24 protein-coding genes are annotated in these 25,605 nt (G+C 74.2%); 17 read left to right on the top strand and 7 right to left on the bottom strand.

The window, feature by feature from the left end:
• The first annotated feature begins 92 nt into the window (after positions 1-92).
• From ACWD4U_RS13585 to ACWD4U_RS13555, 7 genes are all read left to right on the top strand, one after another.
• On the top strand, positions 93-1,217 hold the full coding sequence (locus ACWD4U_RS13585; RefSeq protein WP_363455584.1) for a glycerate kinase: 1,125 nt from the start codon (positions 93-95) through the stop codon (positions 1,215-1,217).
• Between the two features lie 112 nt (positions 1,218-1,329).
• Entirely contained in the window at positions 1,330-2,685 is a 1,356-nt protein-coding gene (allB, locus tag ACWD4U_RS13580; protein WP_363455586.1) for an allantoinase AllB, read from the top strand.
• A gap of 11 nt (positions 2,686-2,696) precedes the next feature.
• A complete protein-coding gene (gene alc / locus ACWD4U_RS13575) occupies positions 2,697-3,875 on the top strand; it encodes an allantoicase (protein WP_363455589.1) in 1,179 nt (392 codons plus the stop codon).
• A gap of 63 nt (positions 3,876-3,938) precedes the next feature.
• Entirely contained in the window at positions 3,939-5,402 is a 1,464-nt protein-coding gene (locus ACWD4U_RS13570; protein WP_363455592.1) for a catalase, read from the top strand.
• A 242-nt stretch (positions 5,403-5,644) separates the two neighbouring features.
• Positions 5,645-6,430 (top strand): IclR family transcriptional regulator, encoded by a 786-nt coding sequence (locus tag ACWD4U_RS13565; protein ID WP_363455595.1) that lies wholly within the window; start codon positions 5,645-5,647, stop codon positions 6,428-6,430.
• Between the two features lie 76 nt (positions 6,431-6,506).
• A complete protein-coding gene (locus tag ACWD4U_RS13560; protein ID WP_363455597.1) occupies positions 6,507-7,145 on the top strand; it encodes a GNAT family N-acetyltransferase in 639 nt (212 codons plus the stop codon).
• A 59-nt stretch (positions 7,146-7,204) separates the two neighbouring features.
• Entirely contained in the window at positions 7,205-7,831 is a 627-nt protein-coding gene (locus ACWD4U_RS13555; protein ID WP_363455600.1) for a hypothetical protein, read from the top strand.
• Positions 7,832-7,838: 7 nt separating this feature from the next.
• Here ACWD4U_RS13555 and ACWD4U_RS13550 read toward each other — a convergent pair whose 3' ends face one another.
• From ACWD4U_RS13550 to ACWD4U_RS13535, 4 genes are all read right to left on the bottom strand, one after another.
• Positions 7,839-9,563 carry a tetratricopeptide repeat protein gene (locus ACWD4U_RS13550; RefSeq protein WP_363455603.1) on the bottom strand — a complete coding sequence of 575 codons (1,725 nt, stop codon included), beginning with the start codon at positions 9,561-9,563 and terminating at the stop codon, positions 7,839-7,841.
• Complete coding sequence (locus ACWD4U_RS13545; RefSeq protein WP_363455606.1) at positions 9,560-10,003, bottom strand: hypothetical protein; 444 nt, start codon at positions 10,001-10,003, stop codon at positions 9,560-9,562. Before ACWD4U_RS13545 ends, ACWD4U_RS13550 begins: the two co-directional genes overlap by 4 nt.
• A gap of 108 nt (positions 10,004-10,111) precedes the next feature.
• Positions 10,112-10,531: a hypothetical protein gene (locus ACWD4U_RS13540; protein WP_363455608.1), complete on the bottom strand. Its 420-nt coding sequence runs from the start codon at positions 10,529-10,531 to the stop codon at positions 10,112-10,114.
• A gap of 98 nt (positions 10,532-10,629) precedes the next feature.
• Positions 10,630-11,052 carry a hypothetical protein gene (locus tag ACWD4U_RS13535; RefSeq protein WP_363455609.1) on the bottom strand — a complete coding sequence of 141 codons (423 nt, stop codon included), beginning with the start codon at positions 11,050-11,052 and terminating at the stop codon, positions 10,630-10,632.
• A gap of 285 nt (positions 11,053-11,337) precedes the next feature.
• Between ACWD4U_RS13535 and helR the strand changes: the two genes are divergently transcribed.
• Both helR and ACWD4U_RS13525 read left to right on the top strand, forming a co-directional pair.
• Positions 11,338-13,518 carry an RNA polymerase recycling motor ATPase HelR gene (gene helR, locus ACWD4U_RS13530; protein ID WP_363455612.1) on the top strand — a complete coding sequence of 727 codons (2,181 nt, stop codon included), beginning with the start codon at positions 11,338-11,340 and terminating at the stop codon, positions 13,516-13,518.
• Positions 13,515-14,513: an alpha/beta hydrolase gene (locus ACWD4U_RS13525; RefSeq protein WP_363455614.1), complete on the top strand. Its 999-nt coding sequence runs from the start codon at positions 13,515-13,517 to the stop codon at positions 14,511-14,513. Before helR ends, ACWD4U_RS13525 begins: the two co-directional genes overlap by 4 nt.
• Positions 14,514-14,516: 3 nt before the next feature.
• Here ACWD4U_RS13525 and ACWD4U_RS13520 read toward each other — a convergent pair whose 3' ends face one another.
• Both ACWD4U_RS13520 and ACWD4U_RS13515 read right to left on the bottom strand, forming a co-directional pair.
• The gene (locus tag ACWD4U_RS13520) at positions 14,517-15,350 is read right to left on the bottom strand and encodes a DUF3592 domain-containing protein (RefSeq protein ID WP_363455617.1); all 834 of its coding nucleotides are present in this window, start codon (positions 15,348-15,350) and stop codon (positions 14,517-14,519) included.
• A 133-nt stretch (positions 15,351-15,483) separates the two neighbouring features.
• Positions 15,484-16,026, bottom strand: coding sequence for a pyridoxamine 5'-phosphate oxidase family protein (locus ACWD4U_RS13515; protein WP_363455620.1), 543 nt, complete (start codon positions 16,024-16,026; stop codon positions 15,484-15,486).
• A 152-nt stretch (positions 16,027-16,178) separates the two neighbouring features.
• On the opposite strand from ACWD4U_RS13515, the gene ACWD4U_RS13510 reads away from it, so the two are divergent.
• The 4 genes from ACWD4U_RS13510 to ACWD4U_RS13495 all read left to right on the top strand — a co-directional run bounded on the left by ACWD4U_RS13510 (position 16,179) and on the right by ACWD4U_RS13495 (position 20,829).
• Entirely contained in the window at positions 16,179-17,072 is an 894-nt protein-coding gene (locus ACWD4U_RS13510) for a metal-dependent hydrolase (RefSeq protein ID WP_363455623.1), read from the top strand.
• A 106-nt stretch (positions 17,073-17,178) separates the two neighbouring features.
• Positions 17,179-18,264, top strand: a complete 1,086-nt coding sequence (locus ACWD4U_RS13505) for a PDR/VanB family oxidoreductase (RefSeq protein ID WP_363455626.1) — start codon at positions 17,179-17,181, stop codon at positions 18,262-18,264.
• A 1-nt stretch (position 18,265) separates the two neighbouring features.
• Positions 18,266-19,111 (top strand): M24 family metallopeptidase, encoded by an 846-nt coding sequence (locus ACWD4U_RS13500; RefSeq protein WP_363455629.1) that lies wholly within the window; start codon positions 18,266-18,268, stop codon positions 19,109-19,111.
• Complete coding sequence (locus tag ACWD4U_RS13495) at positions 19,108-20,829, top strand: SDR family oxidoreductase (RefSeq protein WP_363455632.1); 1,722 nt, start codon at positions 19,108-19,110, stop codon at positions 20,827-20,829. The genes ACWD4U_RS13500 and ACWD4U_RS13495 overlap by 4 nt, the downstream gene beginning before the upstream one ends.
• 85 nt (positions 20,830-20,914) lie before the next feature.
• On the opposite strand, the gene ACWD4U_RS13490 is transcribed toward ACWD4U_RS13495, so the two are convergent.
• Positions 20,915-22,840 (bottom strand): glycoside hydrolase family 5 protein, encoded by a 1,926-nt coding sequence (locus ACWD4U_RS13490; RefSeq protein ID WP_449787193.1) that lies wholly within the window; start codon positions 22,838-22,840, stop codon positions 20,915-20,917.
• A 202-nt stretch (positions 22,841-23,042) separates the two neighbouring features.
• Between ACWD4U_RS13490 and ACWD4U_RS13485 the strand changes: the two genes are divergently transcribed.
• The 4 genes from ACWD4U_RS13485 to ACWD4U_RS13470 all read left to right on the top strand — a co-directional run bounded on the left by ACWD4U_RS13485 (position 23,043) and on the right by ACWD4U_RS13470 (position 25,392).
• Positions 23,043-23,873 carry a DUF3626 domain-containing protein gene (locus ACWD4U_RS13485; RefSeq protein ID WP_363455637.1) on the top strand — a complete coding sequence of 277 codons (831 nt, stop codon included), beginning with the start codon at positions 23,043-23,045 and terminating at the stop codon, positions 23,871-23,873.
• Between the two features lie 11 nt (positions 23,874-23,884).
• Positions 23,885-24,511 (top strand): LysE family translocator, encoded by a 627-nt coding sequence (locus ACWD4U_RS13480; protein WP_363455639.1) that lies wholly within the window; start codon positions 23,885-23,887, stop codon positions 24,509-24,511.
• A gap of 70 nt (positions 24,512-24,581) precedes the next feature.
• Positions 24,582-25,310, top strand: a complete 729-nt coding sequence (locus ACWD4U_RS13475) for a serine/threonine-protein kinase (protein ID WP_363455642.1) — start codon at positions 24,582-24,584, stop codon at positions 25,308-25,310.
• The gene (locus ACWD4U_RS13470; protein WP_363455645.1) at positions 25,276-25,392 is read left to right on the top strand and encodes a hypothetical protein; all 117 of its coding nucleotides are present in this window, start codon (positions 25,276-25,278) and stop codon (positions 25,390-25,392) included. Before ACWD4U_RS13475 ends, ACWD4U_RS13470 begins: the two co-directional genes overlap by 35 nt.
• The last annotated feature ends 213 nt before the right edge of the window (positions 25,393-25,605 follow it).

The raw sequence follows: 25,605 nt of genomic DNA, 5'->3' as shown, positions 1-25,605 counted from the left end.
TACCAGGCGCGGCAGCCGAGTTGAGACCTTGTCGCCACTCGCCTCGCAGTTCCCCGAGCCCCTAGATGTTGCAACGAGAGGTCGTAGGTCCCATGGCTGGTCATGTGGTGGTCGCTCCGGACAAGTTCAAGGGGTCGCTGGAGGGGGCGGAGGTCGCTTCGCGGATTGCTGCGGGGATCCGGAAGGTCTCGCCGGGGGTGGAGGTGCGGGAGTTGCCGGTGGCCGACGGTGGGGAGGGGACGTTGGCGGCGGCGCTCGCGGCGGGGTTCTCGCGGGTGAACGTGAAGGTCGCGGGGCCGACGGGGCTGCCGGTGGAGGCGGGGCTCGCGGTGCGGGGGGAGACCGCGGTGGTCGAGCTGGCGCAGTCCTCGGGGCTGGCGCGGCTGCCCGGGGGGCGGACGGCGCCGCTGGCGGCGGGCTCGTACGGGGTGGGGCAGCTGATCGCGAAGGCGGTGTCGCTGGGGGCGACCCGGATCGTGCTCGGGCTCGGGGGGAGCGCCTGCACCGACGGCGGGGCCGGCATGGTGCAGGCGCTCGGGGTGGAGCTGTACGACGCCGACGGGACGGCGCTGCCGCCCGGGGGAGCGGCGCTGCGCCGGCTGGAGCGGATCGAACTGGGGCCGCTCGCCGACGTGCTGCGCGGCGTCGAGATCGTCGTCGCCTGCGACGTGGACAACCCGCTGCTGGGTCCGCGCGGTGCGGCCGCGGTGTACGGCCCGCAGAAGGGCGCGGACGCCGAGGACCTGGTGGTGCTGGAGGACGGGCTGACCCGCTGGGCGGACGCCGTGGCCGCGGTGACCGGCCGGGACGTGCGGCGGGCGCCCGGCGCCGGTGCGGCTGGCGGAGTCGGCTTCGCCGCCCTGGCGCTGCTCGGTGCCACGATGCGACCCGGCATCGAGCTGCTGCTCGAACTGCTGGGTTTCGACGAGGCTGTGCGTGGGGCGCGCCTCGTCGTGACCGGTGAGGGATGCCTGGACGCGCAGACACTGCACGGCAAGGCCCCCGCCGGGGTTGCCGCGGCCGCTGCCCGGGCGGGGGTTCGGGTGGCGGCCGTGGCCGGCCGGCTGGAGCTGGCGGAGCGGGAGTGGCGGTCGGCGGGCTTCGCGGAGGCGCTGGCGCTGACCGACCTGGCGGAGGATCCGGCCGAGTCGATGACCCGCGCGGGTGAACTCGCCGAACTGGCCGGTGCGCGGCTGGCCGCACGGCTGCTCGGATGACGGACCGTCGGTTCGTCGTACTTTCCTACATTGACGTTTTGTTGAAGGCGGGCCTACGCTCCCAGCACTCCTTCGGCACACCCCGGTTTCCCTGACGTTCGGAGGTCCCCTCATGCCCCTCGGCGACACCACGGTGATCCGCTCCCGGCGGGTGGTCCTGCCGGACGGCGAACGCCCCGCCGACGTGCTGGTGCGGGCCGGCGCGATCGAGCAGGTCGCCGCGTACGGCGCGCTGATCGTCGGCGACCGGCAGCTCACCGACCTCGGCGAGGTCGCGCTGCTGCCCGGTCTGGTCGACACCCACGTGCACGTCAACGAGCCCGGCCGCACCGACTGGGAGGGCTTCGCCTCCGCCACCAAGGCCGCCGCCGCGGGCGGGGTCACCACGATCATCGACATGCCGCTGAACTCCGTCCCGCCGACCACCACGGTCGAGGGGCTGGACGCCAAGCGGAAGACCGCCGACGGGCAGGCCTGGGTCGACCTGGGCTTCTGGGGCGGCGCGGTGCCCGGCAACACCGGCGAGCTGGCGGGCCTGCACCGGGCCGGGGTGTTCGGCTTCAAGTCCTTCCTGGCGCCGTCCGGCGTCGACGAGTTCCCGCACCTGGCGACGCCCGAGGACCTGGAGTCGGCGCTGGCCGAGCAGGCCAGGCTCGGCGCGCTGGCGATCATCCACGCCGAGGATCCGGCGGTCCTCGACGCCGCCCCGCACGTCCCCGGCGTGCACTACCGCGACTTCCTGGCCTCCCGCCCCGACGACGCCGAGGCGGTCGCGGTCGCCGGACTGCTGGAGTGCGCCCGTCGCACCGGCGCCCGGGTGCACATCCTGCACGTCTCCTCCGCCGCGGTCCTGCCGCTGCTGCGCCGGGCCCGCGAGGACGGCGTCCAGGTCACCGCCGAGACCTGCCCGCACTACCTGACGCTCGCCGCCGAGCAGGTCCCGGACGGCGACACCGCCTTCAAGTGCTGCCCGCCGATCCGCGACGAGTCCAACCGCGATCTGCTCTGGCGGGCCCTCGCGGACGGCGAGTTCATCGCCGTGGTCTCCGACCACTCGCCGTCCACCCCGGACCTGAAGCTGCTTCAGCGCTACGGCGGCAGCGGCGACTTCGCCGCCGCCTGGGGCGGCATCGCCTCGCTGCAGCTCGGCCTGCCCGCGGTGTGGAGCGAGGCCCGGCGCCGCGGCCACACGCTGGCCGAGGTGGTCCGCTGGATGTCCGCCGGGCCGGCCTCGCTGGTCGGGCTGACCGGCACCAAGGGCGCCATCGCGCCCGGCTACGACGCCGACCTGGTCGCCTTCGACCCGGACGCGGACTTCGCCGTCCACGCCGAACGACTGCACCACAAGAACCCGGTCACCCCGTACGCGGGCCGCACCCTCACCGGGCAGGTCCGCACCACCTGGCTGCGCGGCCGGGTCGTCGACCCCGACGCCGCCCCGTTCGGCCGCCAGATCATCCGACGCTAGAGGAGAGTCAGTTGAGTACCGCTCAGACCCCGGGCGCACCGTTCACCGAGCTGGTCGACCTGGCCTCCCGGCTGCTGGGCGCGGGCGTGGTCGCCACCAACGAGGACACCTTCGCCGACGCGGAGAACCTGCTGGTCGCCAAGCCCGCCGAGTTCCGCCCGCACACCTTCGGGCACAAGGGCCAGATCATGGACGGCTGGGAGTCCCGCCGCCGACGGGGCGTCAGCGCCGAGCAGCCGCACCCCACCGACGAGGACCACGACTGGGTGGTCGTCCGGCTCGGCGTACCCGGCGTGGTGCGCGGCGTGATCGTCGACACCGCCCACTTCACCGGCAACTACCCCGAGACCGCCTCGGTGCAGGCCGCCTCGGTGCCCGGCCACCCCTCCCCGGAGGAGCTCGCCGCCGCCGACTGGACCGACCTGGTGCCGCGCACCGCGCTGCAGGGCGACACCGCCCACGCGTTCGCGGTCACCGACCCGGGCCGCTACACCCACGTCCGGCTGAACATCTGGCCGGACGGCGGCGTGGCCCGGCTGCGGGTGCACGGCGAGGTGCTGCCCGACCCGCGCGAGCTGGCCGGCCTCACCTTCGACCTCGCCGCGCAGGAGTACGGCGGCGTCGCGGAGGCCGCCTCGGACCGCTACTTCTCCTCCCCGCACAACCTGAACGCTCCCGGCCGCGCCACCGTCATGGGCGACGGCTGGGAGACCCGGCGTCGGCGCGACAAGGCCAACGACTGGGTGCGGATCGCCCTGGCCGGGGGCGGCGAGGTCCTGGCGGCGGAGGTGGACACCTCCTGCTTCGTCGCCAACGCCCCCGGCTGGGCCGAGCTGACCGGATACGACGCGAGCAACGGCGGCGACCCCGCCACCGACCCGGACGGCTGGACCACCCTGCTGCCGCGCACCCGCCTGCAGCCCGACACCCGCCACCGCTGGCGGCTGCCCGCCGGGACCCCGGTCACCCACGTCCGGATCGACGTCTTCCCCGACGGCGGCCTCGCCCGCCTGCGCCTCACCGGCCGCCTCACCGCCGCCGGCCAGGACGCCCTGGCGCTGCGCTGGTTCCACGCGCTCCCCGCGGACGAGGCCCGCCGGGCCCTCGTCGAGGCCGGCCTCGACGCCGCCCTGGCGGACGCCCGCCCGCTCGCCGACGCGACCGCCCTTCGGCCGCTGTACGCCTCCTGACGCCGCGCGTCCCTTGACGCTCCGTCAGCCCTCGATGTCCCGTACCTCCTGAAGGACCGCCACATGACCAAGAAGCTCCTCACCACCGAGTCCGGCGCCCCGGTCGCCGACAACCAGAACAGCGCCTCGGCCGGCGAGTACGGCCCGCTGCTCATCCAGGACCAGCAGCTGCTGGAGAAGCTCGCCCGGTTCAACCGCGAGCGCATCCCGGAGCGCGTGGTGCACGCCCGCGGCTCCGGTGCCTACGGCTACTTCGAGGTCACCGACGAGGTCTCGCAGTACACCCGGGCAGGCTTCCTCGCCGAGGTCGGCAAGCGCACCGAGGTCTTCCTGCGCTTCTCCACCGTGGCCGGCGCGCTCGGCTCCACCGACGCGGTGCGCGACCCGCGCGGCTTCGCGCTGAAGTTCTACACCGAGCAGGGCAACTACGACCTGGTCGGCAACAACACCCCGGTCTTCTTCATCAAGGACCCGGTGAAGTTCCCCGACTTCATCCACTCGCAGAAGCGCGACCCGTACACCGGCGTCCAGGAGGCCGACAACGTCTGGGACTTCTGGGCGCACTCGCCGGCCTCCACCCACCAGATCACCTGGCTGTTCGGCGACCGCGGCATCCCGGCCTCCTACCGCCACATGAACGGCTACGGCTCGCACACCTACCAGTGGGTCAACGCCGAGGGCCAGGCGTACTGGGTGAAGTACCACTTCAAGACCAACCAGGGCATCCGCTCGCTGGACGCCGGTCAGGCCGCGGAGGTGGCCGGCGGCGACGCCGACAGCCACCAGCGCGACCTGCACCAGGCGATCGAGCGCGGCGTGTTCCCGTCCTGGACCCTGTACGTCCAGCTGATGCCGGTCGCCGAGGCCGCCGACTACCGCTTCAACCCGTTCGACCTCACCAAGGTGTGGCCGCACGCCGACTACCCGCTGGTCAAGGTCGGCCGCCTGGTGCTGAACCGGAACCCCGACAACGTCTTCGCCGAGGTCGAGCAGTCCGCGTTCTCGCCGAACAACTTCGTCCCCGGCATCGGCCCGTCCCCGGACAAGATGCTCCAGGGCCGCCTGTTCGCCTACGCCGACGCCCAGCGCTACCGCCTCGGCGTCAACCACACCCAGCTGCCGGTGAACGCCCCGCGCGCCACCGAGGCCGCCAACTACGGCCAGGACGGCTACAGCGCCCTCAACCGCAACGGCCGCGGCAAGAACTACGAGCCCAACTCGTACGACGGCCCCGCGCAGACCGACGAGCCGCTGTCCGCCCCGGTCGCCGTCTCCGGCCACACCGGGACCTACACCACCGTGGCCCACAGCAAGGACGACGACTTCTTCCAGGCCGGCGAGCTGTACCGGCTGATGTCCGAGGGCGAGCGGGCCCGCCTGATCGCCAACCTGGCCGGCTTCCTGGCCCAGGTCAGCCGCGAGGACGTCATCGAGAAGAACCTGGCGCACTTCCACGCCGCCGACCCGGAGTACGGCGCCCGCCTGGCCGCCGCGGTCGCCAAGCTCCGTGCGGGCGACGAGAACTGACGTTTCGTCAGGCTTGCCATCGAATCCACCCTCGGGCGGCCGGGACCTGCACCCCGGCCGCCGCGGCGGCCCCTCCCCCTCGGGCAGTGGGGGAGGGGCCATCGCCGTGTCCGGGCATATGCCTGTCAAGGGCGTCCCGGCACACCCGGGCGAATATCCGGCGACCGCCGATGCGTCGTCACCGCGCTGACTACCCTGAACGGAAGGCGCGAGCCGCCGGGGGAGAACGGGAGGGCGATGCCATGTCGACGGTCAGCCGAGGCCGGGGCCAGGACGACCTGCTGGGGCAGGGCAGCAGCAGCCCGTTCGGCGTGCTCCGCCGGGCGCTGCGCCTGCTGGAGGCGGTCGACCGGCGGCCGGACGGCCTCACCCTCGGCGAACTCGCCCGCGAACTCACCCTCCCCGAAGGGGTGGTGAGGCAACTCGCCGAGGAACTGGAGACCGAGGGCTACCTGGTCCACCTGGACGGCGCCTGGCTGCTCGGCGGCGCCTTCACCCTGCTCGGCGCCCAGCAGCGCGAACCGATGGTCCGGGTCCGGCTGCACCACCAGCTCGAGGAACTCCGCGACGAACTCGGCGCCGCCGTCTACTTCAGCCGCTACCACGACGGCGAACTCTCCGTCGAAGCCGTCGCCGCCGGCGACCACGCCCCCGCCGTCACCGAATGGGTCGACTTCCGCGCCACCGCCCACGCCAGCGCGATCGGCAAGTGTCTGCTCGCCCAACTCGACCACGACGCCCGGCTCGACCACCTCTCCCGGCACCCCGTCGCCCGGCTCACCGCCCGCACCATCACCGACACCGACCGCCTGCTCCACCGCCTCGACCGGCAGCCCGCCACCGTCCCCGTCCTGGACCTCCAGGAGTACTCGATGGACGCCGTCTGCGCGGCCGTCCCCGTCGTCGCCGGCAACACCGTCGGCTGCCTCGCCACCTCCCTGCCGGTCGCCCAGGCCCACCGGCTGCGCGAGGCCGCCGAACTCCTCACCCTCCGCGCGACCCCGCTGATGCTCGCCATGGCGGTCTGACCCGCCGTCGCGTCATGAGTTCCTCCGGTGGTTCCGAGGACTTGTGGGAGCGTTCCCAACCCGGGGAGCATGAGGCATGAGCGAACCGCTGCGCCGTCCCGTCATCCGGCCCTACCGACCCGCCGACCGGGCCGACCTGTTCGACATCTGCGTCCGCACCGGGGACGCCGGCGGCGACGCCACCGGGACCTACCCCGACCGGGACCTGCTGCCGACCGTCTTCGCCGCGCCCTACGCCGAACTCGAACCGGACCTCGCCTTCGTCCTCGACGACGGCACCCGCGCCGTCGGCTACGTCCTGGGCGCCGCCGACACCCCCGCCTTCGTCCGGCGCTTCCGCGAGGAGTGGCTCCCGCGCGTCACCGACCGCTACCCGCCGCCGTCCGGCCCGCCGCGCACCCCCAGCGAGGAGATGATCGGCCTGCTGCACACCCCCGAACGGCTCCTGCTCCCCGAACTCGCCGCCTACCCCGCCCACCTGCACATCGACCTCCTGCCCAGCCACCAGCGCGCCGGCCACGGCCGCGCCCTGATGGCCACCCTGCTGGCCGCGCTCGCGGCGAAGGGCGTCCCCCGCGTCCACCTCGGCATGGTCACCGCCAACACCCCCGCCCGCGCCTTCTACGACCGCCTCGGCTTCCACCCCGTCGCCGTCCCCGACCCGGGCCCGCTCACCTACCTCGGCCGGACCACCGACACCCGCGCGCTGTCGTAACTTCCTGCCACCATACGGTCGTTGACTTGTCCGACCGGTTCGCTCCGAAGGGTCCCGCGATGTCCGAGCCGTACTCCGCGATGGCGCAGCTGCACCTCGAACCCGAGGCGCTGCGCCGCTACCTCGCCACGCCCGTGCGCGGCAACCGGTGGGACGACTGGGACTCCCTGACCGGCTGGTACGACGCGGACGGCGAGGCCCGCGGCCTGCCGTACGCGCTCCACCCGGAGCCCGACCTGTCGACCGTCGACCACTGGCTGTCCGACCCGGACGACGACCACCGGGCCCAGCTGCGGACCTTCCTGCGCACCGCCGAGGAACCCGAACTGGCCCGGCTCGCCTACGACCCGGCCCGCGCCACGCTCACCCTGGTCAACCTCACCGTCGCCGCCGAGTCCTTCCGCAACCCGCTGTGGTTCCTCGCCCTGATCCGCGCCGCCACCCCCCACCTCGACCCCCGCGGCGGCTTCGCCGTCGTGCGCAACTACATCTGGCCCGGCCCCCACGACCGCCACACCCTCGCCGCGCTGCGCCTCACCCGCGGCACCTCCCGCCCCCTGCACCCCGTCACCGACGCCCACGCCTACCAGGCCGCCACCCGAGCCGCCGACGCGGCCTTCGACGCCACGGGACTGGACGAGACGGCGGGCGAAGCCGACGCGGTGGCCTGCCTGGACCGTCTCTGACCGACCGTCAGAAGGGCTCGTGGGGCCGGCCGGCCATCGCCGCCCGCACCACGGAGAGGCTGCGGCGCACGCCCAGGCTGTCCGGATGGGTGGCGCCGAAGACCTCCTCGACCTGGGGCAGCAGGGCTTCGTAGAGGGGGAGGGCGCTGTCGAGTTCCCCGGCCTGGGCGTAGGCGGCGGCGAGGTTGGCCCGGGTCGTCAGGAGGTCGGGGTGGGTGTCCCCGAGGGCCTGCGCGCGCCGGGCGAGGACGGTCCGGTAGAGCGGGACGGCGCGGTCGAGGTCCCCGACCATGTGGTAGCTGTGGGCGAGGTTGCCGACCGCTGCGAGGGTGTCGGGGTGGGCGTCGCCGAGGACCTCCTGCGCGTGCGCGAGGTTGGCCTGCCGCAGCACGACGGTGTGCGCTTCGTGGCCCTGGACGCGCAGGTACTGGGCCGCGGTGTCGTAGAGAGCGTCCACGGCGTCGTTCCGGTGCCCCGCCGGCCTGGTGCCGGCCAGCGCGAACAGCTGCGGCATCAGCACGTCCCAGAGGGCGGCCGCGTTCCCGGTCGGGGGACCGAGCGGGACCAGGACGTCGAGGAGGGCCTGCTCGGCGGCCCGGCGTCCGGCGGGTGAGCCGTCGGGTTCGGTCGGTGCGGTGACACGCAGGACGGTCTGGACGAGCCGGTGGACGCTGACGGCGTGTCGGGTGACGGTGGCCATGGTGTAGGCGCCGAGCAGGCCGAGGGCCTCGTGGAGGTCGTCGGGGTCCGCGCCGGGGTCCTCGAGCAGCGCCACCGGGATGTAGTCGGGCGCGAGCCAGGCGAGGGTGCGGAGGGTGTCGACGGCGAGCGGGTTGCGGGCGGCGAGGGCCCGCAGGGTCTGCGTCCAGATGCGGGCGATGGTGCGTTCGGCGTCGATGCCGTCGGCCGCCTTGTCGAGCTTGCGGGCAAGCCGCTCGCGGTAGGCGTCGACGGTGGTCGCCGGGTTCTGCCGGAGATAGCCGCCGGCCTGTTCGAGGGCGAGCGGCAGGTACCCCAACTCGGCTGCCAGCACGGCGGCTTGCCGTTGCTCGTGCGGGGTGGGCGGGCCGCCGGGGAAGGCGGACGAGCAGAGCAGGTCGGTGGCCTCGTCCGGGGCGAGGGTGCCGAGCGCGTAGGCCGGGACGCTGTGGGGCCAGCCGGTGGCGCGGCGGGTGGTGATCAGGTGGTGGCCGCCGCTGAGGGCGCCGAGGTAGGGGTCGAGGTCGGCGGGGGCCTCGGCGTTGTCGAAGACCAGCAGCCAGCCGGGGTGCCACTGCAGCCAGGTGGTGGCCCAGGCGCAGCGTTCGTCCGGGGCGGCCCGTCCGGCCCAGGCGGGGAACAGTTTCAGGGCGAGGGCGCCGAGGGACTGCTCGATGCGGGCGGGCGAGTCGGCGTTGATCCACCAGATGACGCCGTACTCGCCGCGGTGCCGGTGGGCGTAGGCCAGGGCGAGGGTGGTCTTGCCGATGCCGCCGAGCCCGTGGACGGCCGGGGTCTGGGTGATCGCGGTGCCGCCGCCGGTGGCCAGGGTGCGCTCCAGCCAGCCGAGGTCGACCTCGCGGCCGACGCACACCGGGACCGGGGCGAGGTTGCTCAGGCCGGGTGGCGCCTGGATGTCGCGGGCCGCGTTCAGGACCTCGGGCGGCAGGGCGACGGTGGAGACGTCGCCGGTGAAGGCGTTGGTGACGTGCTGCGCGGCGACCGACCGCTCACCGGATGCCTCGGTGCTCACGCACCGGTCCCGGGAGCGGGCGGGGGCGGGGTGACCCGGTTGTGGTTGCCGGTGATGACGGTGCCGATGGTGTGGGCGGCGATCGAGTGGCTGCCCGAGGCGGTGATCGTCACGGACCCGGGGACCGGCCGGGGCAGCAACGCGGCGATCTCGCCCAGGAGTTCGGGGTCCTCGCGCAGGGCGCGCTTGACCTGCCGGCGCAGGGCGGCGGCATCGGGGTCGGTGTCCTCGGCGGCGTCCTGTACGGCGTCCTCGATCGCCGCCCGGGCGGCGGCGGGGCGGCGGCGCCAGACGGCCTGGAGGATGCGCTGCCCGAGGTCGGCGCTCGCGTCCACGGCGGCGTCCTCCGCCCGGGTGAGCACCGCCCCGCCGTAGGCGCTCAGGGCCGAGGCCAGGTACGGACCGGCCTGCTCCACCAGCTGCACGATCTCCGTGCTCATCCCCGCCGCCCTCTCCTGGCCGAACTCGGCTTCTCCACGCGCCCTATGACGGAGCGTAGACCGAAGGCGCGGGCCGGGTTCGGTGATTCGGCGAGGACCGCCGGGGCATCACGCCCGGGTCGGGCGCAGGCGCAGCCGGGTGCGGCGGGCGGCGGTGGCGGCGACCGCGAGCGCGAGGACCGCGGCGGGCAGCGGCCAGGGGCCGGTGCGGGCGTCGGACAGCGTGGAGCCCAGGAGGGCGCAGCCGGCGGCGGCGGCGAGGACGGACTCGAAGGGGAGCGCCTCGCGCGGGGAGTCGGGAACGAGGGCGAGGTACAGCATCGGCCAGATGGTGAGGTACCCGAGGCCGAATCCGAGCCAGGTGGAGAGCCCGACGAGCTGGCCGGGCCCGCGGTTGACCAGGCCGGTGGCGAAGAGGTCGCCGGCCAGGACGAAGAGGGTCGCGCCGAGAAGCAGTCCGACGGTGCGGGCGGGGCCGAGCGGCGGCGTGCTGCGGCCGGTCGGGGCGGCGGAGGCGGGCGTGCTCATCTGCGGATCGTGACGGGGCGGCGTGAGCGCGGGGCGGCAGCGCGTCGGGGTCCGGGTGGACGCCGGGTGAACAGCGGGCGGTGCGCCCGGGGCGGGCGTCAGTCCGCCGTGATGCCCCAGTAGCCGACGGCGTCCGGGGCGCCACCCCGGTGGAGGATCACGCAGTGGCCGGCGGCGCGGTCGGGCCAGGGCAGGGCGTCGGTGTGCATCGCGTCGAGCCACTCGGCGAGGGTGGGGCGGCCGGTGGGGCACCAGGGGGTGATCTCGGCGGGGGTGAGGGGCCGCATGGAGGGGCCGTCGCCCGGGTGGGTGGGGTCGACGAGGCGGACCTGGTCGAGTACGGTGCCGGTTCCGCCGGTGAAGACGTACTCGTGCCAGTCCTCGTCCCGCCAGAGCTGATCGATCGTCAGGCCGGTGAAGCCGTGGTCGTCGCGGGCCAGCTCCTCGTCCTGGGCCCGGCGGAAGGCGGCCGCGAGATCGGGCAGGTACGGGCCCGTCTGGTGCCAGCCGTTGCCGCCCATGGTGGTGCTCCCTCGGATCCGTGGTGATCGACGAGGTGGAGCGTACCGGGAGCCGCCGACACGCCCGGGGGCGGACGGGCCCGGAGAACACGAAGGGCAAGGAAGCCGTTCCGCTTCTCTTGCCGTATCCAACTTATAGCGCATGGGGGGCCTTGCGGCAAGGCCCCCTCGGTGGCGCACAATCGCTCACCTGAGCCGGGAAACCCGCGCAATGTGCACAGAACGGGGCAATCCGTGCCGGATGGTGCGGAGCGGGCGCGGACGGCGTGGATCGGAGTTGATGAGGTGAATCCCCTGACGACTGGTGTGTTCGAACTGCCGGAGCGGCTGGCGGCGAAGGCGGACCCGGTGTTGATCGCCGCGGACGAGCGGCACTTCGTCGCGGTGGCGGAGACGCTGGAGCGGAACATCGCCGAGTTGAGCGGGAGGCTGGAGGAGGTGCTGCGCCGCCCGGGCGGGGCGGGCCGGGCGGCGATGGACCGCGACAACGAGGTGCACCAGCTGGGCAGCCGGCTGCGGACGCTGCGGCGGTTCGGGGCGGACCTGTGCCTGGGGCGGATCGTGCACGAGGGCGCGGACGAGCCGGTGTACGTCGGACGGCTCGGGCTCGCCGACGAGGACGGGCGGCGGCTGCTGGTGGACTGGCGCTCGCCCGCGGCGGAGCCGTTCTTCGCGGCGACGCACGCCAAGCCGATGGGCCTGGCCAGCCGGCGGCGCTACCGCTGGCAGCGCGGGCGGATCGGCGACTACTGGGACGAGGTGTTCACGGCCGAGGGCCTGGAGGGGCACGCGGCCCTGGACGACCAGTCCGCGTTCATCGCCAGCCTGGGGAGCTCCCGGTCGGCGCGGATGCGGGACGTGCTGGCCACCATCCAGGCCGACCAGGACGCGATCATCCGGGCCGGTTCGCGCGGCGCGCTGGTGGTGGACGGCGGGCCGGGCACCGGCAAGACCGTGGTGGCGCTGCACCGCACGGCGCACCTGCTGTACTCGGACCCGCGGCTCGGGCACCGCCGCGGCGGGGTGCTGTTCGTCGGCCCGCACCAGCCGTACCTGGCGTACGTGGCCGACGTGCTGCCCAGCCTCGGCGAGGAGGGCGTGCAGACCTGCACCGTGCGCGACCTGGTCGCCGAGGGGGCGGACGCCGGGCCGGAGGCCGATCCCGAGGTGGCGCGGCTCAAGGCGTCCGCGGGGATGGTGAAGGCGGCGGTGGAGGCGGCCGTCCGGGTCTACGAGGAGCCGCCGGCCGAGGGCCGCAAGCTCGTCACCGACTGGTACGAGCTGTGGGTCGACCCCGAGGACTGGTCGGAGGCCTTCGCCGCGCCCGGCCCGGGGACGCCGCACAACGAGGCCCGGGACCAGATCCTGGAAGAGCTGATCACCATCCTGCTGGAGAAGAACCAGGACGCCTTCGAGGAGGAGGACGGCGGGATCTCGCCCGAGCTGCTGCGCCGCGCGCTGCGCAAGGACCGGGAACTGCTCGGCGCGCTGCACCGGGCCTGGCCGATCCTCGAACCGACCGACCTGGTGGGCGACCTGTGGACGGTCCCCGCGTACCTGCGGCTGTGCGCGCCGTGGCTCACCCGGGAGGAGGTCCGGACGCTGCAGCGGGCGGACCCGCAGGCCTGGACGGTCTCCGACCTGCCGCTGCTGGACGCCGCCCGGCAGCGGCTCGGCGACCCCGGGGCCGACCGGCGGATGCGCCGGCACCGGGCCCGGGTCGCGGCCGACCGGGAGGAGATGGAGCGGGTGATCGAGAACCTGGTCCAGGCCGACCTGGACGGCGAGGGCGCGGTGGCGATGTTCCGGGTCGGCGACCTGCAGGAGGCGCTGGTCGACGAGAGCGCCCCGCCGCCCGTCGACCCGGACCTGCTGGCCGGGCCGTTCGCCCACATCGTGGTCGACGAGGCGCAGGAACTCACCGACGCGGAGTGGCAGATGCTGCTGCTGCGCTGCCCGTCCCGCTCCTTCACCATCGTCGGCGACCGCGCGCAGGCCCGGCACGGGTTCACCGAGAGCTGGACCGAGCGGCTGGAACGGATCGGCCTGGACCGGATCGAACTCACCTCACTGAGCGTCAACTACCGGACGCCCGAGGAGGTGATGGCCGAGGCCGAGCCGGTCATCCGGGCCGCCCTGCCGGACGCCAACGTGCCGACCTCGATCCGCCGCAGCGGCCTGCCGGTGCGCTACGGCGCCGCCGCCGAGCGGGACGCCGTGCTGGCCGAGTGGCTGGCCGCGCACACCGAGGGCGTGGCGTGCGTGATCGGCGACCCCGGTTACCCGGGGACGGCGCGGGTGCGCTCGCTCAGCCCCGAGCTGACGAAGGGTCTGGAGTTCGACCTGGTGGTGCTGGTCGACCCGGAGTCCTTCGGCGACGGCATCGAGGGCGCGGTGGACCGCTACGTGGCGATGACCCGGGCGACCGGCGAACTGGTGATCCTGCGGAGCCGAACGGACCGATGAGGCAACGAGGAGAGGCGACGGCGGGCGCCGAGAGGCGCGCCGCCGAGCCCTACGTCGACCCGGAACTGGCGGCCGCCCTGGCCGCCCGCGGCGGCGTGCCGGAGCCGCTCACACCGGAGCGGCTGGCCGGGTGGCAGCGCCGGGACGCCGCGGCCCGGCCGCGGCCGACGGTCGGTCAACTCGCCGACGGCGGGCGGTTCGAGGTCGCCGAGTACGACACCGGCCGGGTGCGGCTGGTCTGCGCCCGGCCGACCGGGGCGGACGGCCTGCTGCCGGTGCTCTACTACCTGCACGGCGGCGGGATGGTGAGCGGCAACGCGTGGTCGGTGCTGCCCCGGCTGCTGCGCGAGTGGGCGCAGCCGCTGCGGCTCGCGGTGGTCTCGGCGGAGTACCGGCTGGCGCCCGCCGCCCGGCACCTGGAACCGGTGCAGGACTGCCGGGACGGGATGCACTGGGTGGTCGAGAACGCCGGACGGCTGGGCCTGGACGCCGGGCGGACCGTGCTCGGCGGCAAGAGCGCGGGCGGCGGGCTGGCGGCCGGGCTGGCCCTGCTGCTGCGCGACACGGGCGGCCCGGCGCCGATCGGGCAGCTGCTGCTCAGCCCGATGCTCGACGACCGCGGGACCAGCCGGTCCGCCCGCCAGGCGGCCGGGCACGACACCTGGGACCGCACCTCCAACGCCACCGCCTGGCAGGCGCTGCTGGGCGAGCGGTACGGCACCGCCGAGGTGTCCCCGTACGCCGCCCCGGCCCGGGCGGGCGACCGGGACGAACTCGGCGCTCTGCCGCCCGCCTACCTGGAGGTGGGCTCGGCGGAGACCTTCCGGGACGAGGTGACGGCCTACGCGGACGGGCTGTGGCGGTGCGGCGGGAGCGCCGAACTGCACGTGTGGCCGGGCGCGTTCCACGGCTTCGACACGCTGGCGCCGGAGGCGGCGGTCAGCCGACAGGCCCGGGCCGCGCGCACGGCGTGGCTGCGCCGGGCCCTGGGGTGACCGTCAGCCCGGGCTGATCAGCCGCTGCTTGGCCAGGGCGAACTCGTCGGGGGTCAGCCCGCCGTCCCGGTGCAGGCGGTGCAGCCGTTCGAGCTGGGACAGGAGGTCGCTCGCGTCCTGCGGGGCGCCGGGCGGGACGTCCTGCGGGGCGTCCGGCTCGTCGACCTCGACGCGCAGGTCGGCGGGCCGGTCGGGCAGGTAGCGGACGGTGGCGCCCAGGCCGGCGCGGGGACGGGCGTACGCGGGGAAGCCGTGCGGGTGCTCCACGGTGTGCTCCGCGCCGTCCGCTTCGGTGTAACGCAGCGTCAGGGTGGTCCGGAACCGGCCCTCGTCCGAGGTCTCCGAGGGCTTGGCGACCGCGACCACCGTCGCGCGGGCGACCAGGCCCTCGGTGTGCAGCCGCTGCTCCCGCAGGGCGTCCTCGCGTCGGCGGGTCAGGTCGGCCAGGCCGTTGCGGCGGTCGGCCCGGGCGGTGGCGACGGCGCCGAGCGCACCGACCAGGGCCAGGCCGAGCCCCCACGCCCCGCCCGTGCCGCCGGCCGACGCGGCGGCGAGCACCAGGGCCAGGGCGGCGAGCGTCGAGGTCCCGGCCCCGAGGACCGGCCAGACCCGGTCGCCGCCCCGGGCCAGCGCCGCGCCGGACAGGAACGCCAGGAAGGCGAGCACCAGCAGCAGGCCGGCGTAGACGGCGCCCTCCCCGCCCGGCGTCGCGCGCTGCGCCCGGCCCGCGGCCCAGCCGCCGGCCGCGACCAGCGCGGCGAAGACGCCGATGGCGGTCCAGCGCGCGCCGGAGAGTCCGGGCCAGCGGGGCTCCGGCGGGATCACGACCTCGTCCATGGCGCGATGGTAGCGGGGCCGCGCACTGGTCCAGACCACCTGCGGTGAACGGCCGGTGGCGAACCGGGGACGGGCGGGCCGCGACGGTGACGCGCCATCAGGTCGGCTCGCCCGGACGGGGGGTGGGCGCTGGTCAGCCCGGCAGGACGGTGGTGGCCCAGCCGCTCGCGGCGGTGCGGGTGTAGCGGAGGCGGAGGTGGCGGCGCTCGGGGTGGCCCTGCCAGAACTCGGCGGTGACGGGGTGGAGGGCGTAGCAGTGCAGGGCGGGGGAGGAGGTGGCGCGGTCGGGCTCGGGGCGGACGGGGCCGCGCAGGCGGACCTGGCGGCCGTGCTGCGGCCAGTAGACGGTGAGCGCGGCGTCCGGGCGGGCGGTGAACTGGACCGCCTTGGGGGAGTCCGGTTCGGTCCAGAAGTGCCAGGCGGCGGCGGACTCGTCGACGTCGCGCAGGACCAGCACCCGGGCGTCGGGGCGGCCCTCGGCGTCGACCGTGGAGAGGGTCACCACCTGGGCGTCCGGGACGCCGGCCGCGAGGGCGTCCAGCAGCCAGGCGGTGAACAGCGTCGCCGGGTCCGCGGGGGCGGCGGCCGGGTCGAGCGGCGGCAATGCGCGGGTGGGGAGCACCGGGTGGGCGATCAGCGCGCGGACCAGCGGGGTCGGTTCGGTGCGGTGCGGCATGCGGGGCTCCCGGTTCGGCTGGGGTCACCCTAGCGGGCGGCTTATTAGACGCGATGTTGATAAGAAGTGTCGAAACCCTTGTCGACCCCACTACCCGCGAGTAGTTTGCCCCTGAGCCCGACACTCCACCCGCCGGTCAGGAGTCACCCCCCATGCCCCGTTCCACCGCCGACGTCGCCGTGCACGACAACCTGGTCCTCGAACCGCGCGACGTGCACTTCGACTGGTCCCAGCTGCCGCTGCACTGGATCCCCGACGAGCCCATGGCCACCCACACCATCAACGTGCTCCACCTGCTGCTCCCCGAGGGCGAGCGGTGGTTCGTCAAGGTGTTCAAGGAGGCGCTGCCGCTGATCCGAGACGAGCAGCTGCGCGAGGAGGTGCTGGGCTTCATCGGGCAGGAGGCGATCCACGCCGAGGCCCACCAGGAGGTGCTCGACCACCTGCTCGGCCAGGGCCTCGACCCGCGGCCGTACGTCCGGCAGGTCAGCTGGCTGTTCCGCCGGGTGCTCGGCGACAAGCCCGGGCTGACCGCCCGTCAGCGCCGCGAGAACGTCATCGAACGGGTCGCCTTCGTCGCCGCGATCGAGCACTTCACCGCCTTCCTCGGCAACTGGGCCCTCAACTCGCCCGGCCTGGACCGCGCCAAGGCCGACCCCACCATGCTCGACCTGCTGCGCTGGCACGGCGCGGAGGAGGTCGAGCACCGCAGCGTCGCCTTCGACCTGATGCGCCACCTCGACCCCGGGTACCTGCGCCGGATCCGCGGTATGGCCGTCTCCGGACCGCTCCTCATCCACCTGTGGATCCGCGGCACCCGCTTCATGCTCGCCGCCGACCCGTCGCTGCACGGGAGCATCGTGCCGACCTGGCGCGAGGCCGGGCGCGCCGCGAGGCGCGGCCTGCTGCCGGAGCCGGTGCGGTTCCTCCGCTCGGCGCTGCGCTACTTCGGCCCCGGCTACCACCCGACCCGGGAGGGGAGCTCCTCGCAGGCGCTCGCATACCTGGCGACCTCGCCCGCGTCGCGCGCGGCGGCCACGCACTAGGGCCTGTCTTCACACTGCCGTCGCAGCCCCGCGTCGGGAAGACAGGCCCTAGCGGCCCGCCCTCGCGCCCCCGACCGTCCCCCCTTCTCCTCCGGAGCCGTGTTCTATGGATCTCTCGACCCCGCCGCCCGACCTGTACGGCCGACCGAGGGCGGATCGGTTCTTCCAGCGGTTGACCTCGTTCGGCGACTGGTACAGCCCGGCGCTGGGGCGGCCGGGACTGCGGCGCAGCCCGCGGCGGCCCCAGGCGCGCGCGGTGCCACCGCTGCACCTGGTGGTGACCTCGCACGAGACGGTCGCCGACGGGGTGGTGGAGCTGCGGCTGAAGGACCCGTCCGGCGGGATGCTGCCGTCGTGGCAGCCGGGCGCCCGGCTGCTGGTGACGCTGCCCTCGGGGCGCGAGCGGCACTACTCGCTGTGCGGCGACCCCGCGGACCGGCACGGCTACCGGATCGCGGTGCGGCGGATCGCGGACGGCGGCGGCGGATCGGTGGAGATCCACGACGAGCTGCACGTGGGGGTGCGGCTGCGGGTGCGCCGGCCGCGGAACGGGTTCGCCTTCTGCGGGGAGGAGAAGGTGCTCTTCCTGGCCGGCGGGATCGGCGTCACCCCGCTGCTGCCGATGGCCCGGGCCGCCCAACTCGCGGGCCTCGACTGGCGGTTGGTGCACACCGGCCGGACCGCGCAGGCGCTGCCGTTCACCGCGGAGCTGAAGGCGCTGGACCCGTCGCGGGTGGAGATCCGCACCGACGACGTGCACGGCGTCCCGGACGCGGCACAGCTGCTGGCGGGCGCGCCGCCCGGCGCGGCGGTGTACGTCTGCGGGCCCGCGCCGATGCTGGTGGCGGTGCAGCGGGCGCTGGACGCCTCGCCGGCGACGGCGCTGCACTACGAGCGGTTCGGGGCGGCGCCGATCCTGGACGGCCGGCCGTTCACCGTCCGACTCGGCGCCGACGGCGAGACGTTGACCGTTCCGGCGGACCGCTCGGCGCTGGACGTGGTGCGCGAGGTGCGGCCGGAGCTGGCGTACTCGTGCAAGCAGGGGTTCTGCGGGACGTGCGTGCTGAAGGTGGCGTCGGGGACGCCAGAGCACCGCGACCGCCGACTGACCGACGAACAGCGCGCGGCCGGCCTGGTGCTGCCGTGCGTGTCCCGGGCCGGCGAGGGCGAGACCCTCGTCCTGGAGGTGTGAGATGAAGCACGACCTGCCGCAGTTCCCGTTCGAGGAGCGGGACCTGGCGAGGTTCCGGGAGGTCCAGCAGCTCGCGTACCACTGCGCGGAGCAGGTCGCGGCCTGGATCGAGCCCGGGGTGACGGAGCGTCAGGCGACCGCGAAGCTGCGGCGCTGCCTGGTGCAGGAGGGCGTGCAGGACTTCTTCCACGTGCCCTTCGCCTGGTTCGGCGACCGGACGGCGTTCCGGCACTTCCACACCCCGCTGCAGTTCTTCGCGGGCTCCCGGGTGCTCGAGGAGGGCATGCCCTACGTGCTGGACTGCGCGCCGGTGGTCGACGGGTACACCGCGGACATCGGCTACGGCGGCAAGGTCGGCGAGAACGCCGTCTGGGACCGGCTGGCGCAGGACCTGAAGGTCTACCGGGAGCTGATCCTGCGTGAGGTGAAGGCGCGCCGGACCCTCTCCGAGGTGTACGCGGCGGTGGACGCGCAGATCGCCGCGCACGGCTACGACAACCGCCACCAGGTCTACCCGGGCCGGGTGATCGGCCACCAGGTGACCCGCACGACCGCCCGCGGCCCGGCCGGGGTGAACCTGTTCGGCTTCGGAGTGCGTACGCTGCAGACCCTGGGACGCGAGCTGGTCAAGGAACGCCTCGAAGGCCGCTCCCCGCTCTGGGCCGGCGGCAAGGCCTCCCGCCACGCCCCGACACCCGGCCTGTGGGCGGTCGAACCGCACATCGGCTTCCGGGAGGTGGGCATCAAGTTCGAGGAACTCCTCGTCGTCACCGACGACGACGCGTTCTGGCTCGACGACGACCTGCCGCACGTGCGGCGCTGGGCACTCCTGGAGGACGCCGCATGACCGAGATCCGCCGAAGCACCGTCAACTCCGGTGGTCTGACGCTGGCCGTGTACGAGCAGGGCGACCCGGCGAACCCCACCGTGGTGCTGGTGCACGGGTATCCGGACGACCACAGTGTGTGGCATGACGTGGCCGCCGATCTGGCGGTCGACCACCATGTGGTGCGGTACGACACGCGCGGTTCGGGGGCTTCCGGGGTGCCGGCGCGGCGGGAGGACTACCGGCTGGAGCTGCTCGGGCAGGACCTGTTCGCGGTGGCGGACGCCGTCAGCCCGGACCGGCCGGTGCACGTGGTCGCGCACGACTGGGGCAGCGTGCAGTCGTGGGAGGCGATCACCACGCCCGGCTCGTACCGGCGGATCGCCAGCTACACCACGATGTCCGGGCCGTGCCTGGACCACATGGGCCACTGGATCCGGCACCGGCTGCGCCGCCCGACGCCCCGTCACCTCGGCCAGCTGCTGCGGCAGGGCCTGCACTCCTGGTACATCGGCCTGTTCCACCTGCCGGTGCTCGCCCCCGCCGCCTGGCGGCTCGGCCTGGCCCGGCTGTGGCCGCGGGTGCTGCACGACCTGGAGGCGGTCACCCCGCGGGTCGGGCACCCGCAGCCGACGCTGGCCAGGGACGCCGTGCACGGCATCGAGCTGTACCGGGCCAACATGCGGCCCGCGGTCTCCCGCCCGCGGGAGCGGTTCACCGAGGTGCCGGTGCAGCTGATCACCCTGCAGCGCGACCACTACGTCTCCGACTTCCTCTCCGAGGGGCTGGAGCAGTGGGTGCCGCGGCTGACCCGGCGCGCGGTGAACGCCACCCACTGGTCGGCGCTGCTGGAGAAGGGCCCGGCGATCGCCGGCCTGGTCCGCGAGTTCGCCGCCCGCGACCACACCGACCCGGTGCAGGAGCCGTCCGGCGGCGGGGAGCTGGTGGTGGTCACCGGAGGCGGCAGCGGCATCGGCCGGGCCACCGCGCTGGCCTTCGCCGACCGGGGCGCCCGGGTGGTGGTCTGCGACCGCGACCTGCCCGCGGCGCAGCGCACCGCCGAACTCTGCGCGCTGTCCGGCGTCAAGGCCGCCGCGTACCAGGTGGACGTCAGCGACGGAGCCGCGGTGGACGCCTTCGCCCGGCAGGTCGCCGTCGACTTCGGGGTGCCCGACGTGGTGGTCAACAACGCGGGCATCGGCCACTCCGGCACCTTCCTGGAGACCACCGAGGAGGAGTGGCGGCGGGTCCTGGACGTCAACCTGTGGGGCGTCATCCACGGCTGCCGGGCCTTCGGCGAGCTGATGGTCGAGCGCGGCCAGGGCGGACACATCGTCAACCTGGCCTCCGCCGCGGCCTACCTGCCGTCCAAGGTGCTCGCCGCGTACGCCACCTCGAAGGCCGCCGTCTACATGCTCTCCGACTGCCTGCGCGCCGAACTCGCCCCGCACCGGATCGGCGTCTCCACGATCTGCCCCGGCATCGTCAACACCAACATCACCCGGACCACGACCTTCTCCGGCCTCGGCGACGCCGAAGTCGCCGACAAGCAGGCGAAGGTGTCCAAGATGTACGCCCGCCGGGGCTTCCCGCCGGAGAAGGTCGCCGCGGAGATCGTGCGCGCCGTCCGCACCGGCAAGCCCGTCGTCCCGGTCACCGTCGAGGCCAAGGCGGCCCGACTGCTGGGGCGGCTCAGCCCCGGGCTGCTGCGCAAGGCGGCCCAGATCAACGCGGGCTGACGCGGCGTCGGTTCGCCGCAAGAACAAGGAGCGGGGGAACGGCGGTGCGGCCCGGGGGTCGCACCGCCGTTCGTGCTGCCGGAGTTCAGCCGAGCGGGCGGCAGAGTACGGCGTCCGGGACGCCGTAGTGCAGCCACTTCCAGGTGTAGGCGACGCCGGCCAGGTACTCGTTGTCGGCGCACTGGCCCTTGTAGGAGCCCGGCGCCCAGTCGCTCGCCTGCGAGCCGCCAGTCGCGGGCCGGTTGTCGCCGTGGTCGAACCAGACGTTGCGGCCGCCGGTGGGCAGCGGCGCGGCGGCCGGGGCGCAGAGCAGGGCGGACATCGCGTTGGAGCGGACGCTGTAGCCGACCGCGAAGGTGTTGTCGGGGCACTGGAGCTTGTTGTAGCCCGACGCCCAGTCGGACCTGACGTACCGTTCGTCGGTGACGGTCACCCAGTCGCCCGCGGCGGTGGCGGGCTCGGTGGCGTCCGTGCACAGGCCCCGGGAGGAGCCGCGTCCCAGGCCGACCACGCGCTGGCCGTCCGGGCAGTTCGCCTTGCGGTTGCCGCCGCTCCAGTCCGGCAGGGAGAGCATGCGGCGGGAGACGTCGAAGTCGGCGTGGTCGAGGTCCAGCAGGTTCCAGTGTGTCACGGGGGCGATCCGGCCGGTGGCGGACGGGGCGCTGACCAGCCGGTTCCAGTACTCGGCGCGCCAGTCGCCCGGGTCCTCCAGGCTGAGCGCGCGGCCCGCGGTGTCGAAGTGCAGCAGCGCCCAACTGTCGTTCGGGACACCGGCGTTCTGCCAGCCGACCAGTGGCCAGATGGCGAAGTCGGTGTCGTGGGCGGCCAGGATCGCGGTGAAGGCGTCGAACCAGGCGTGCTCCTTGGCGTCGGTGTCGCCGCGCCCGCCGGCGCCGAACTCGCTGATCCACACGGGGGCGGTGAAGTGCTGGCCGGACTGGGTGACGAACAGCGCCTCGTCGTCGACCACCTGGGCCAGCTGGTCGGGGGTGAAGTCCTGGTAGCGCGGGTCACCGGTGGAGCCGGGGCCGCTGCCCGCACCGGTGTTGGCCGGGCCTGTGTAGCCGTAGAAGTGCGCCGAGTAGACCAGCTTGCCGGAGTCGATCAGCGTGTGGGACAGGGTGCGGACCGGGGTGAGCTGCGGCCGGCCGTGGCTGAACCCGGCGGCCGGGATGCCGTACCAGTTGATGCCCTCCATCACGACCAGCATGTCCGGGTCGGCCTGGAGGATCCGGTTGCCCGCCTCCTCGAAGGCGGAGAACTCGTCGTGGGCGTCGCCCAGGCCCCAGTTGGGGTCGTCCCAGGTGTCGCGGCGGACCTCGTTGCGCAGGTCGGCGCCGACCACCCGCTTGTTCGCCTTGTAGCGGTTGACCAGGAACACCCAGTCGTCCTCCCAGGCCTGCGTGGACTGGCCGCTGTTCCAGCGCTCGTTGCCGTCCAGGCCGCAGCAGAACCGGTAGCTGGTGGTGTGGTTGTTGAGGATCACCGCGAATCCGTCGGCGGTCAGCGCCGCCACCACCGCGTCGTAGACCTGCAGCGGGGTCCGGCCGCGCAGCTGCGGGTTGGCGGTCACCGCCGCGTCCGGGACCGCCGCGGTGTCGTGGATCAGCGCGTTGGCGAACGGCAGCCGGACGCTGTTGATCCCCAGCCGGTGGAACCCGGCCAGGATGTCCGCCATCGGCGCCCGGTCCAGCCCCAGCGGGATGTTGTACGAGACCTGCCCGGCCTGGTTGTTCGCCGGGTCGGTGGTCGACCCGCTGCCCTCCCAGGTCCCCTGCGCGCCGGCCCAGTTGCCGGCCTTCAGCTTGAATCGGCCGCCGTTCGCGTCGACGATGTACCGGCCCCGGGTGCTGAGCGGACCGGTCCAGGACGCGGCCAGCTGCGGCCCGGTGAGGACGGCGGGGGCGCCGGTCGCCGTGGAGGCGGCGACGGCGGCGGTCGTGGTGGTCAGCGTGAGGCTGATCGAGAGGGCGGCACCGGCCGCCAGGACGCGTTGGAGCAAGCTCTTCATGGCCATCCCGAGAGGGTGAGGGGAAGGGTGGCGGCGCATCGGCCCGCCCGCGCCCCAGGTCGTGCGGAGCGGTCCGGCGCGGCGGCGGGCCAGGACCTTACTACCCGTCAGTAGGTGTCTGGACAAGTCCCGGTGTCGAACATTCGGCGCCCAGGAGAAAACCGGCTGCACCGCGGTTCGCCCGGGCGGCAGACTCGCCTGCATGAACGCCGTCGAGGACCTCGCCCTGCGCCACGTGGCCGCCCGCAGCACCGGCGGCCCCCTGCCCCCCGGGCTGGACGTCACCCTGCACTTCCACCCCGACCGGCTGATCGCCGGCCGCCCGATCCTCGCGTCGATGGCCGAGGACGGCGTCTACCGCTCCCAGTTCTCCACCGGGACCAGCAACGGCGGCCTCACCGCCCACCCCGGCGGCGACCGCTGGCACTGGGAGAGCCGGATGTTCGGCGGCGCGTACGACGACGCCCCCGCCGAGCGCCGCCCCGTCTACGGCGCGCTCAACCACCGCCGCAGCCCGTACGGCGGCGCGCCCCGGTTCGGCTCCGGGTACTTCCGGCTCACCGCCGCCACCCTGCACCGGGCCACCTTCTGCTACCCCGACAGCGTGCTGGACCCCGAGGACTTCGGCACCGCCGCCGCCATGGCGCTGATCGCGCTCGCCGAGGCCGACACCCGGGACGCGCTCGACGACTACGTCGAGGCGCACCTGCACGGCCCGGTCCGCCTCGCCGACCACGTCGACGCGCTCGTCCTCGACCCGTGCTTCCGCGACACCGAGGTGGAGGCCGCCGCCCGGCTGCTGCCCTGCCGCCTCGAATGGCACCCCGGCTACCTGCTCACCGTCGAGGAGCTCGCCCGCCACCCCGACTACCGCGGACCCGGGTTCACCGCCCTCGGCGCCGAACTCGCCCGCGACGGCGTCCTCGACGCCCGGCTGATCGGCGCCGCCGCCCGCGCCGGCCGGCACGACCCGCAGGACCTGAAGCGGGTCTGGCACCTCCTCGCCCGCTACGGGCGCCGGGCCGTTTCGTAGGATGGCGGTCCATGGACCTGACGACCGCCCTGGCCTCCTTCGCCCTCGTGGTGGGCCTGCTGACGCTCACCCCCGGACTCGACACCGCGCTCATCCTGCGGACCGCCGCCCTCGGTGAGCGGCGCCGCGCCTGGGGCGTCGTGCTCGGCATCCAGACCGGCACACTGCTGTGGGGAGCCGCCTCCTCGGCCGGCATCAGCGTGCTGCTGACCGCCTCCCGGGCCGCGTACGAGACGCTGCGCTGGGCCGGCGTGTGCTACCTGCTGTGGATGGGCGTGCAGATGCTGCGCTCCCGGGGCGGCGCGGTGGACGAGGCCGCCGGGACCGCGGCGGCCCACGGCGGGCTGTGGGACGGGTGGCGGCGCGGCACGCTGACCAACCTGCTCAACCCCAAGGTCGGGGTGTTCTACGTCGCCGTGCTGCCGCAGTTCATCCCCGCCGGTGCGCCGCACCTGGCCACCGGCGTGCTGCTGACCTGCGTGCACGTGGCCGAGGGCACGCTCTGGTCGGCCGTGCTCATCGCCTTCGCGCACACGCTGCGCGGGTGGCTGCGCCGCCCCGCCGCCCGCCGCGTGCTCGACCGGGTCACCGGGGTCGCCGTCCTGGGCTTCGGCGTCAGACTGGCACTGGCCGACTGAGCGGACGGCATGTCAGCACCCTTGCAGATTAAGGCCGTTCGGCTCTCCGGCGCCGCCTAGAGTGCTGACTGTGACCGAGGAGCCGGAACTCATCGCGGGCCGCTACCAGTTGGTGGAGCGCATCGGGCAGGGCGGGATGGGCCGGGTCTGGCTCGGCCTGGACCGGCAGCTGTTCGACCGCGAGGTGGCGGTCAAGGAGATCCTCTTCCCGCGCGGGCTGGAGGACGCCGAACGGGCCCTGCTGCTGCAGCGGTTCACCAGCGAGGCGCGCGCGGCGGCGATCCTCAGCCACCCCGGCATCGTCACCATCCACGACGTGGTCGAGCACCGCGGCGCGCCCGTCATCGTGATGGAGTTCGTCCGCGGCCGCTCGCTCGCCGCCGAACTCCGCGAACACGGCCCCCTGTCGGTCCGGCGGACCGCCGAGATCGGCGCCGCCCTGCTGGGCGCCCTCACCGCCGCCCACGACGCCGGGATCGTGCACCGCGACCTCAAGCCCGACAACATCCTGCTGGCCCGCGACCGCACCGTCCTCACCGACTTCGGCATCGCCCACCTCGCCGACGCCACCACCAGGCTGAGCCACAGCGGCACCGTGATCGGCACCCCGCTCTACATGCCGCCCGAGCAGTTCGAAGGCAAGCGCCCCACCCCCGCCAACGACCTGTGGGCCCTCGGGGCCACCCTCTACCACGCCGTCGAAGGCCACCCGCCGTTCGACGAGGACGGTGCTGGCCGAGATGCAGCGCGTTTCCTTCGACGGCGTGACCGGACCCGTCACCTTCGACCCCTACGGTGACACCACCAACCGCCAGTTCTCCGTCTACACGGTGCAGAGCGGAGGCTGGGAGTTCACCACGTCGGACGCCTACCGGCCCTGACCGGAGGGACTCCTCGAACCGGTGTCCTGCGAGATCGTGCTAGCACGTGATCGAACTTCATGGGAGGCTGCTTCCCGCTCGGGGGGGCTTGGAGCCGTCCTGGGCTGCACATTCATCGCAGACGAGGACTCAAAGACCATGACCAGACCGATATCGGTCACCCCGGGCCGGCGGTGGCTGGCCGGGGCGGTGACGACGGCGCTCGCCGCCGCG

Source organism: Kitasatospora sp. NPDC002522 (assembly GCF_053595195.1).
The sequence above is the reverse complement of the archived record's forward strand: the minus strand, read 5'-3'. Positions and strand labels throughout refer to the sequence as shown.

Excerpts from the sequence above, each read along its gene's own strand:
- ACWD4U_RS13585 (WP_363455584.1), top strand. The coding sequence starts at position 93 with ATGGCTGGTCATGTGGTGGTCGCTCCGGACAAGTTCAAGGGGTCGCTG.
- allB (WP_363455586.1), top strand. The coding sequence starts at position 1,330 with ATGCCCCTCGGCGACACCACGGTGATCCGCTCCCGGCGGGTGGTCCTG.
- ACWD4U_RS13570 (WP_363455592.1), top strand. The coding sequence starts at position 3,939 with ATGACCAAGAAGCTCCTCACCACCGAGTCCGGCGCCCCGGTCGCCGAC.
- ACWD4U_RS13565 (WP_363455595.1), top strand. The coding sequence starts at position 5,645 with ATGTCGACGGTCAGCCGAGGCCGGGGCCAGGACGACCTGCTGGGGCAG.
- ACWD4U_RS13560 (WP_363455597.1), top strand. The coding sequence starts at position 6,507 with ATGAGCGAACCGCTGCGCCGTCCCGTCATCCGGCCCTACCGACCCGCC.
- ACWD4U_RS13555 (WP_363455600.1), top strand. The coding sequence starts at position 7,205 with ATGTCCGAGCCGTACTCCGCGATGGCGCAGCTGCACCTCGAACCCGAG.
- ACWD4U_RS13545 (WP_363455606.1), bottom strand. The coding sequence starts at position 10,003 with ATGAGCACGGAGATCGTGCAGCTGGTGGAGCAGGCCGGTCCGTACCTG.
- ACWD4U_RS13540 (WP_363455608.1), bottom strand. The coding sequence starts at position 10,531 with ATGAGCACGCCCGCCTCCGCCGCCCCGACCGGCCGCAGCACGCCGCCG.
- ACWD4U_RS13535 (WP_363455609.1), bottom strand. The coding sequence starts at position 11,052 with ATGGGCGGCAACGGCTGGCACCAGACGGGCCCGTACCTGCCCGATCTC.
- ACWD4U_RS13525 (WP_363455614.1), top strand. The coding sequence starts at position 13,515 with ATGAGGCAACGAGGAGAGGCGACGGCGGGCGCCGAGAGGCGCGCCGCC.
- ACWD4U_RS13520 (WP_363455617.1), bottom strand. The coding sequence starts at position 15,350 with ATGGACGAGGTCGTGATCCCGCCGGAGCCCCGCTGGCCCGGACTCTCC.
- ACWD4U_RS13515 (WP_363455620.1), bottom strand. The coding sequence starts at position 16,026 with ATGCCGCACCGCACCGAACCGACCCCGCTGGTCCGCGCGCTGATCGCC.
- ACWD4U_RS13510 (WP_363455623.1), top strand. The coding sequence starts at position 16,179 with ATGCCCCGTTCCACCGCCGACGTCGCCGTGCACGACAACCTGGTCCTC.
- ACWD4U_RS13505 (WP_363455626.1), top strand. The coding sequence starts at position 17,179 with ATGGATCTCTCGACCCCGCCGCCCGACCTGTACGGCCGACCGAGGGCG.
- ACWD4U_RS13500 (WP_363455629.1), top strand. The coding sequence starts at position 18,266 with ATGAAGCACGACCTGCCGCAGTTCCCGTTCGAGGAGCGGGACCTGGCG.
- ACWD4U_RS13495 (WP_363455632.1), top strand. The coding sequence starts at position 19,108 with ATGACCGAGATCCGCCGAAGCACCGTCAACTCCGGTGGTCTGACGCTG.
- ACWD4U_RS13490 (WP_449787193.1), bottom strand. The coding sequence starts at position 22,840 with ATGAAGAGCTTGCTCCAACGCGTCCTGGCGGCCGGTGCCGCCCTCTCG.
- ACWD4U_RS13485 (WP_363455637.1), top strand. The coding sequence starts at position 23,043 with ATGAACGCCGTCGAGGACCTCGCCCTGCGCCACGTGGCCGCCCGCAGC.
- ACWD4U_RS13480 (WP_363455639.1), top strand. The coding sequence starts at position 23,885 with ATGGACCTGACGACCGCCCTGGCCTCCTTCGCCCTCGTGGTGGGCCTG.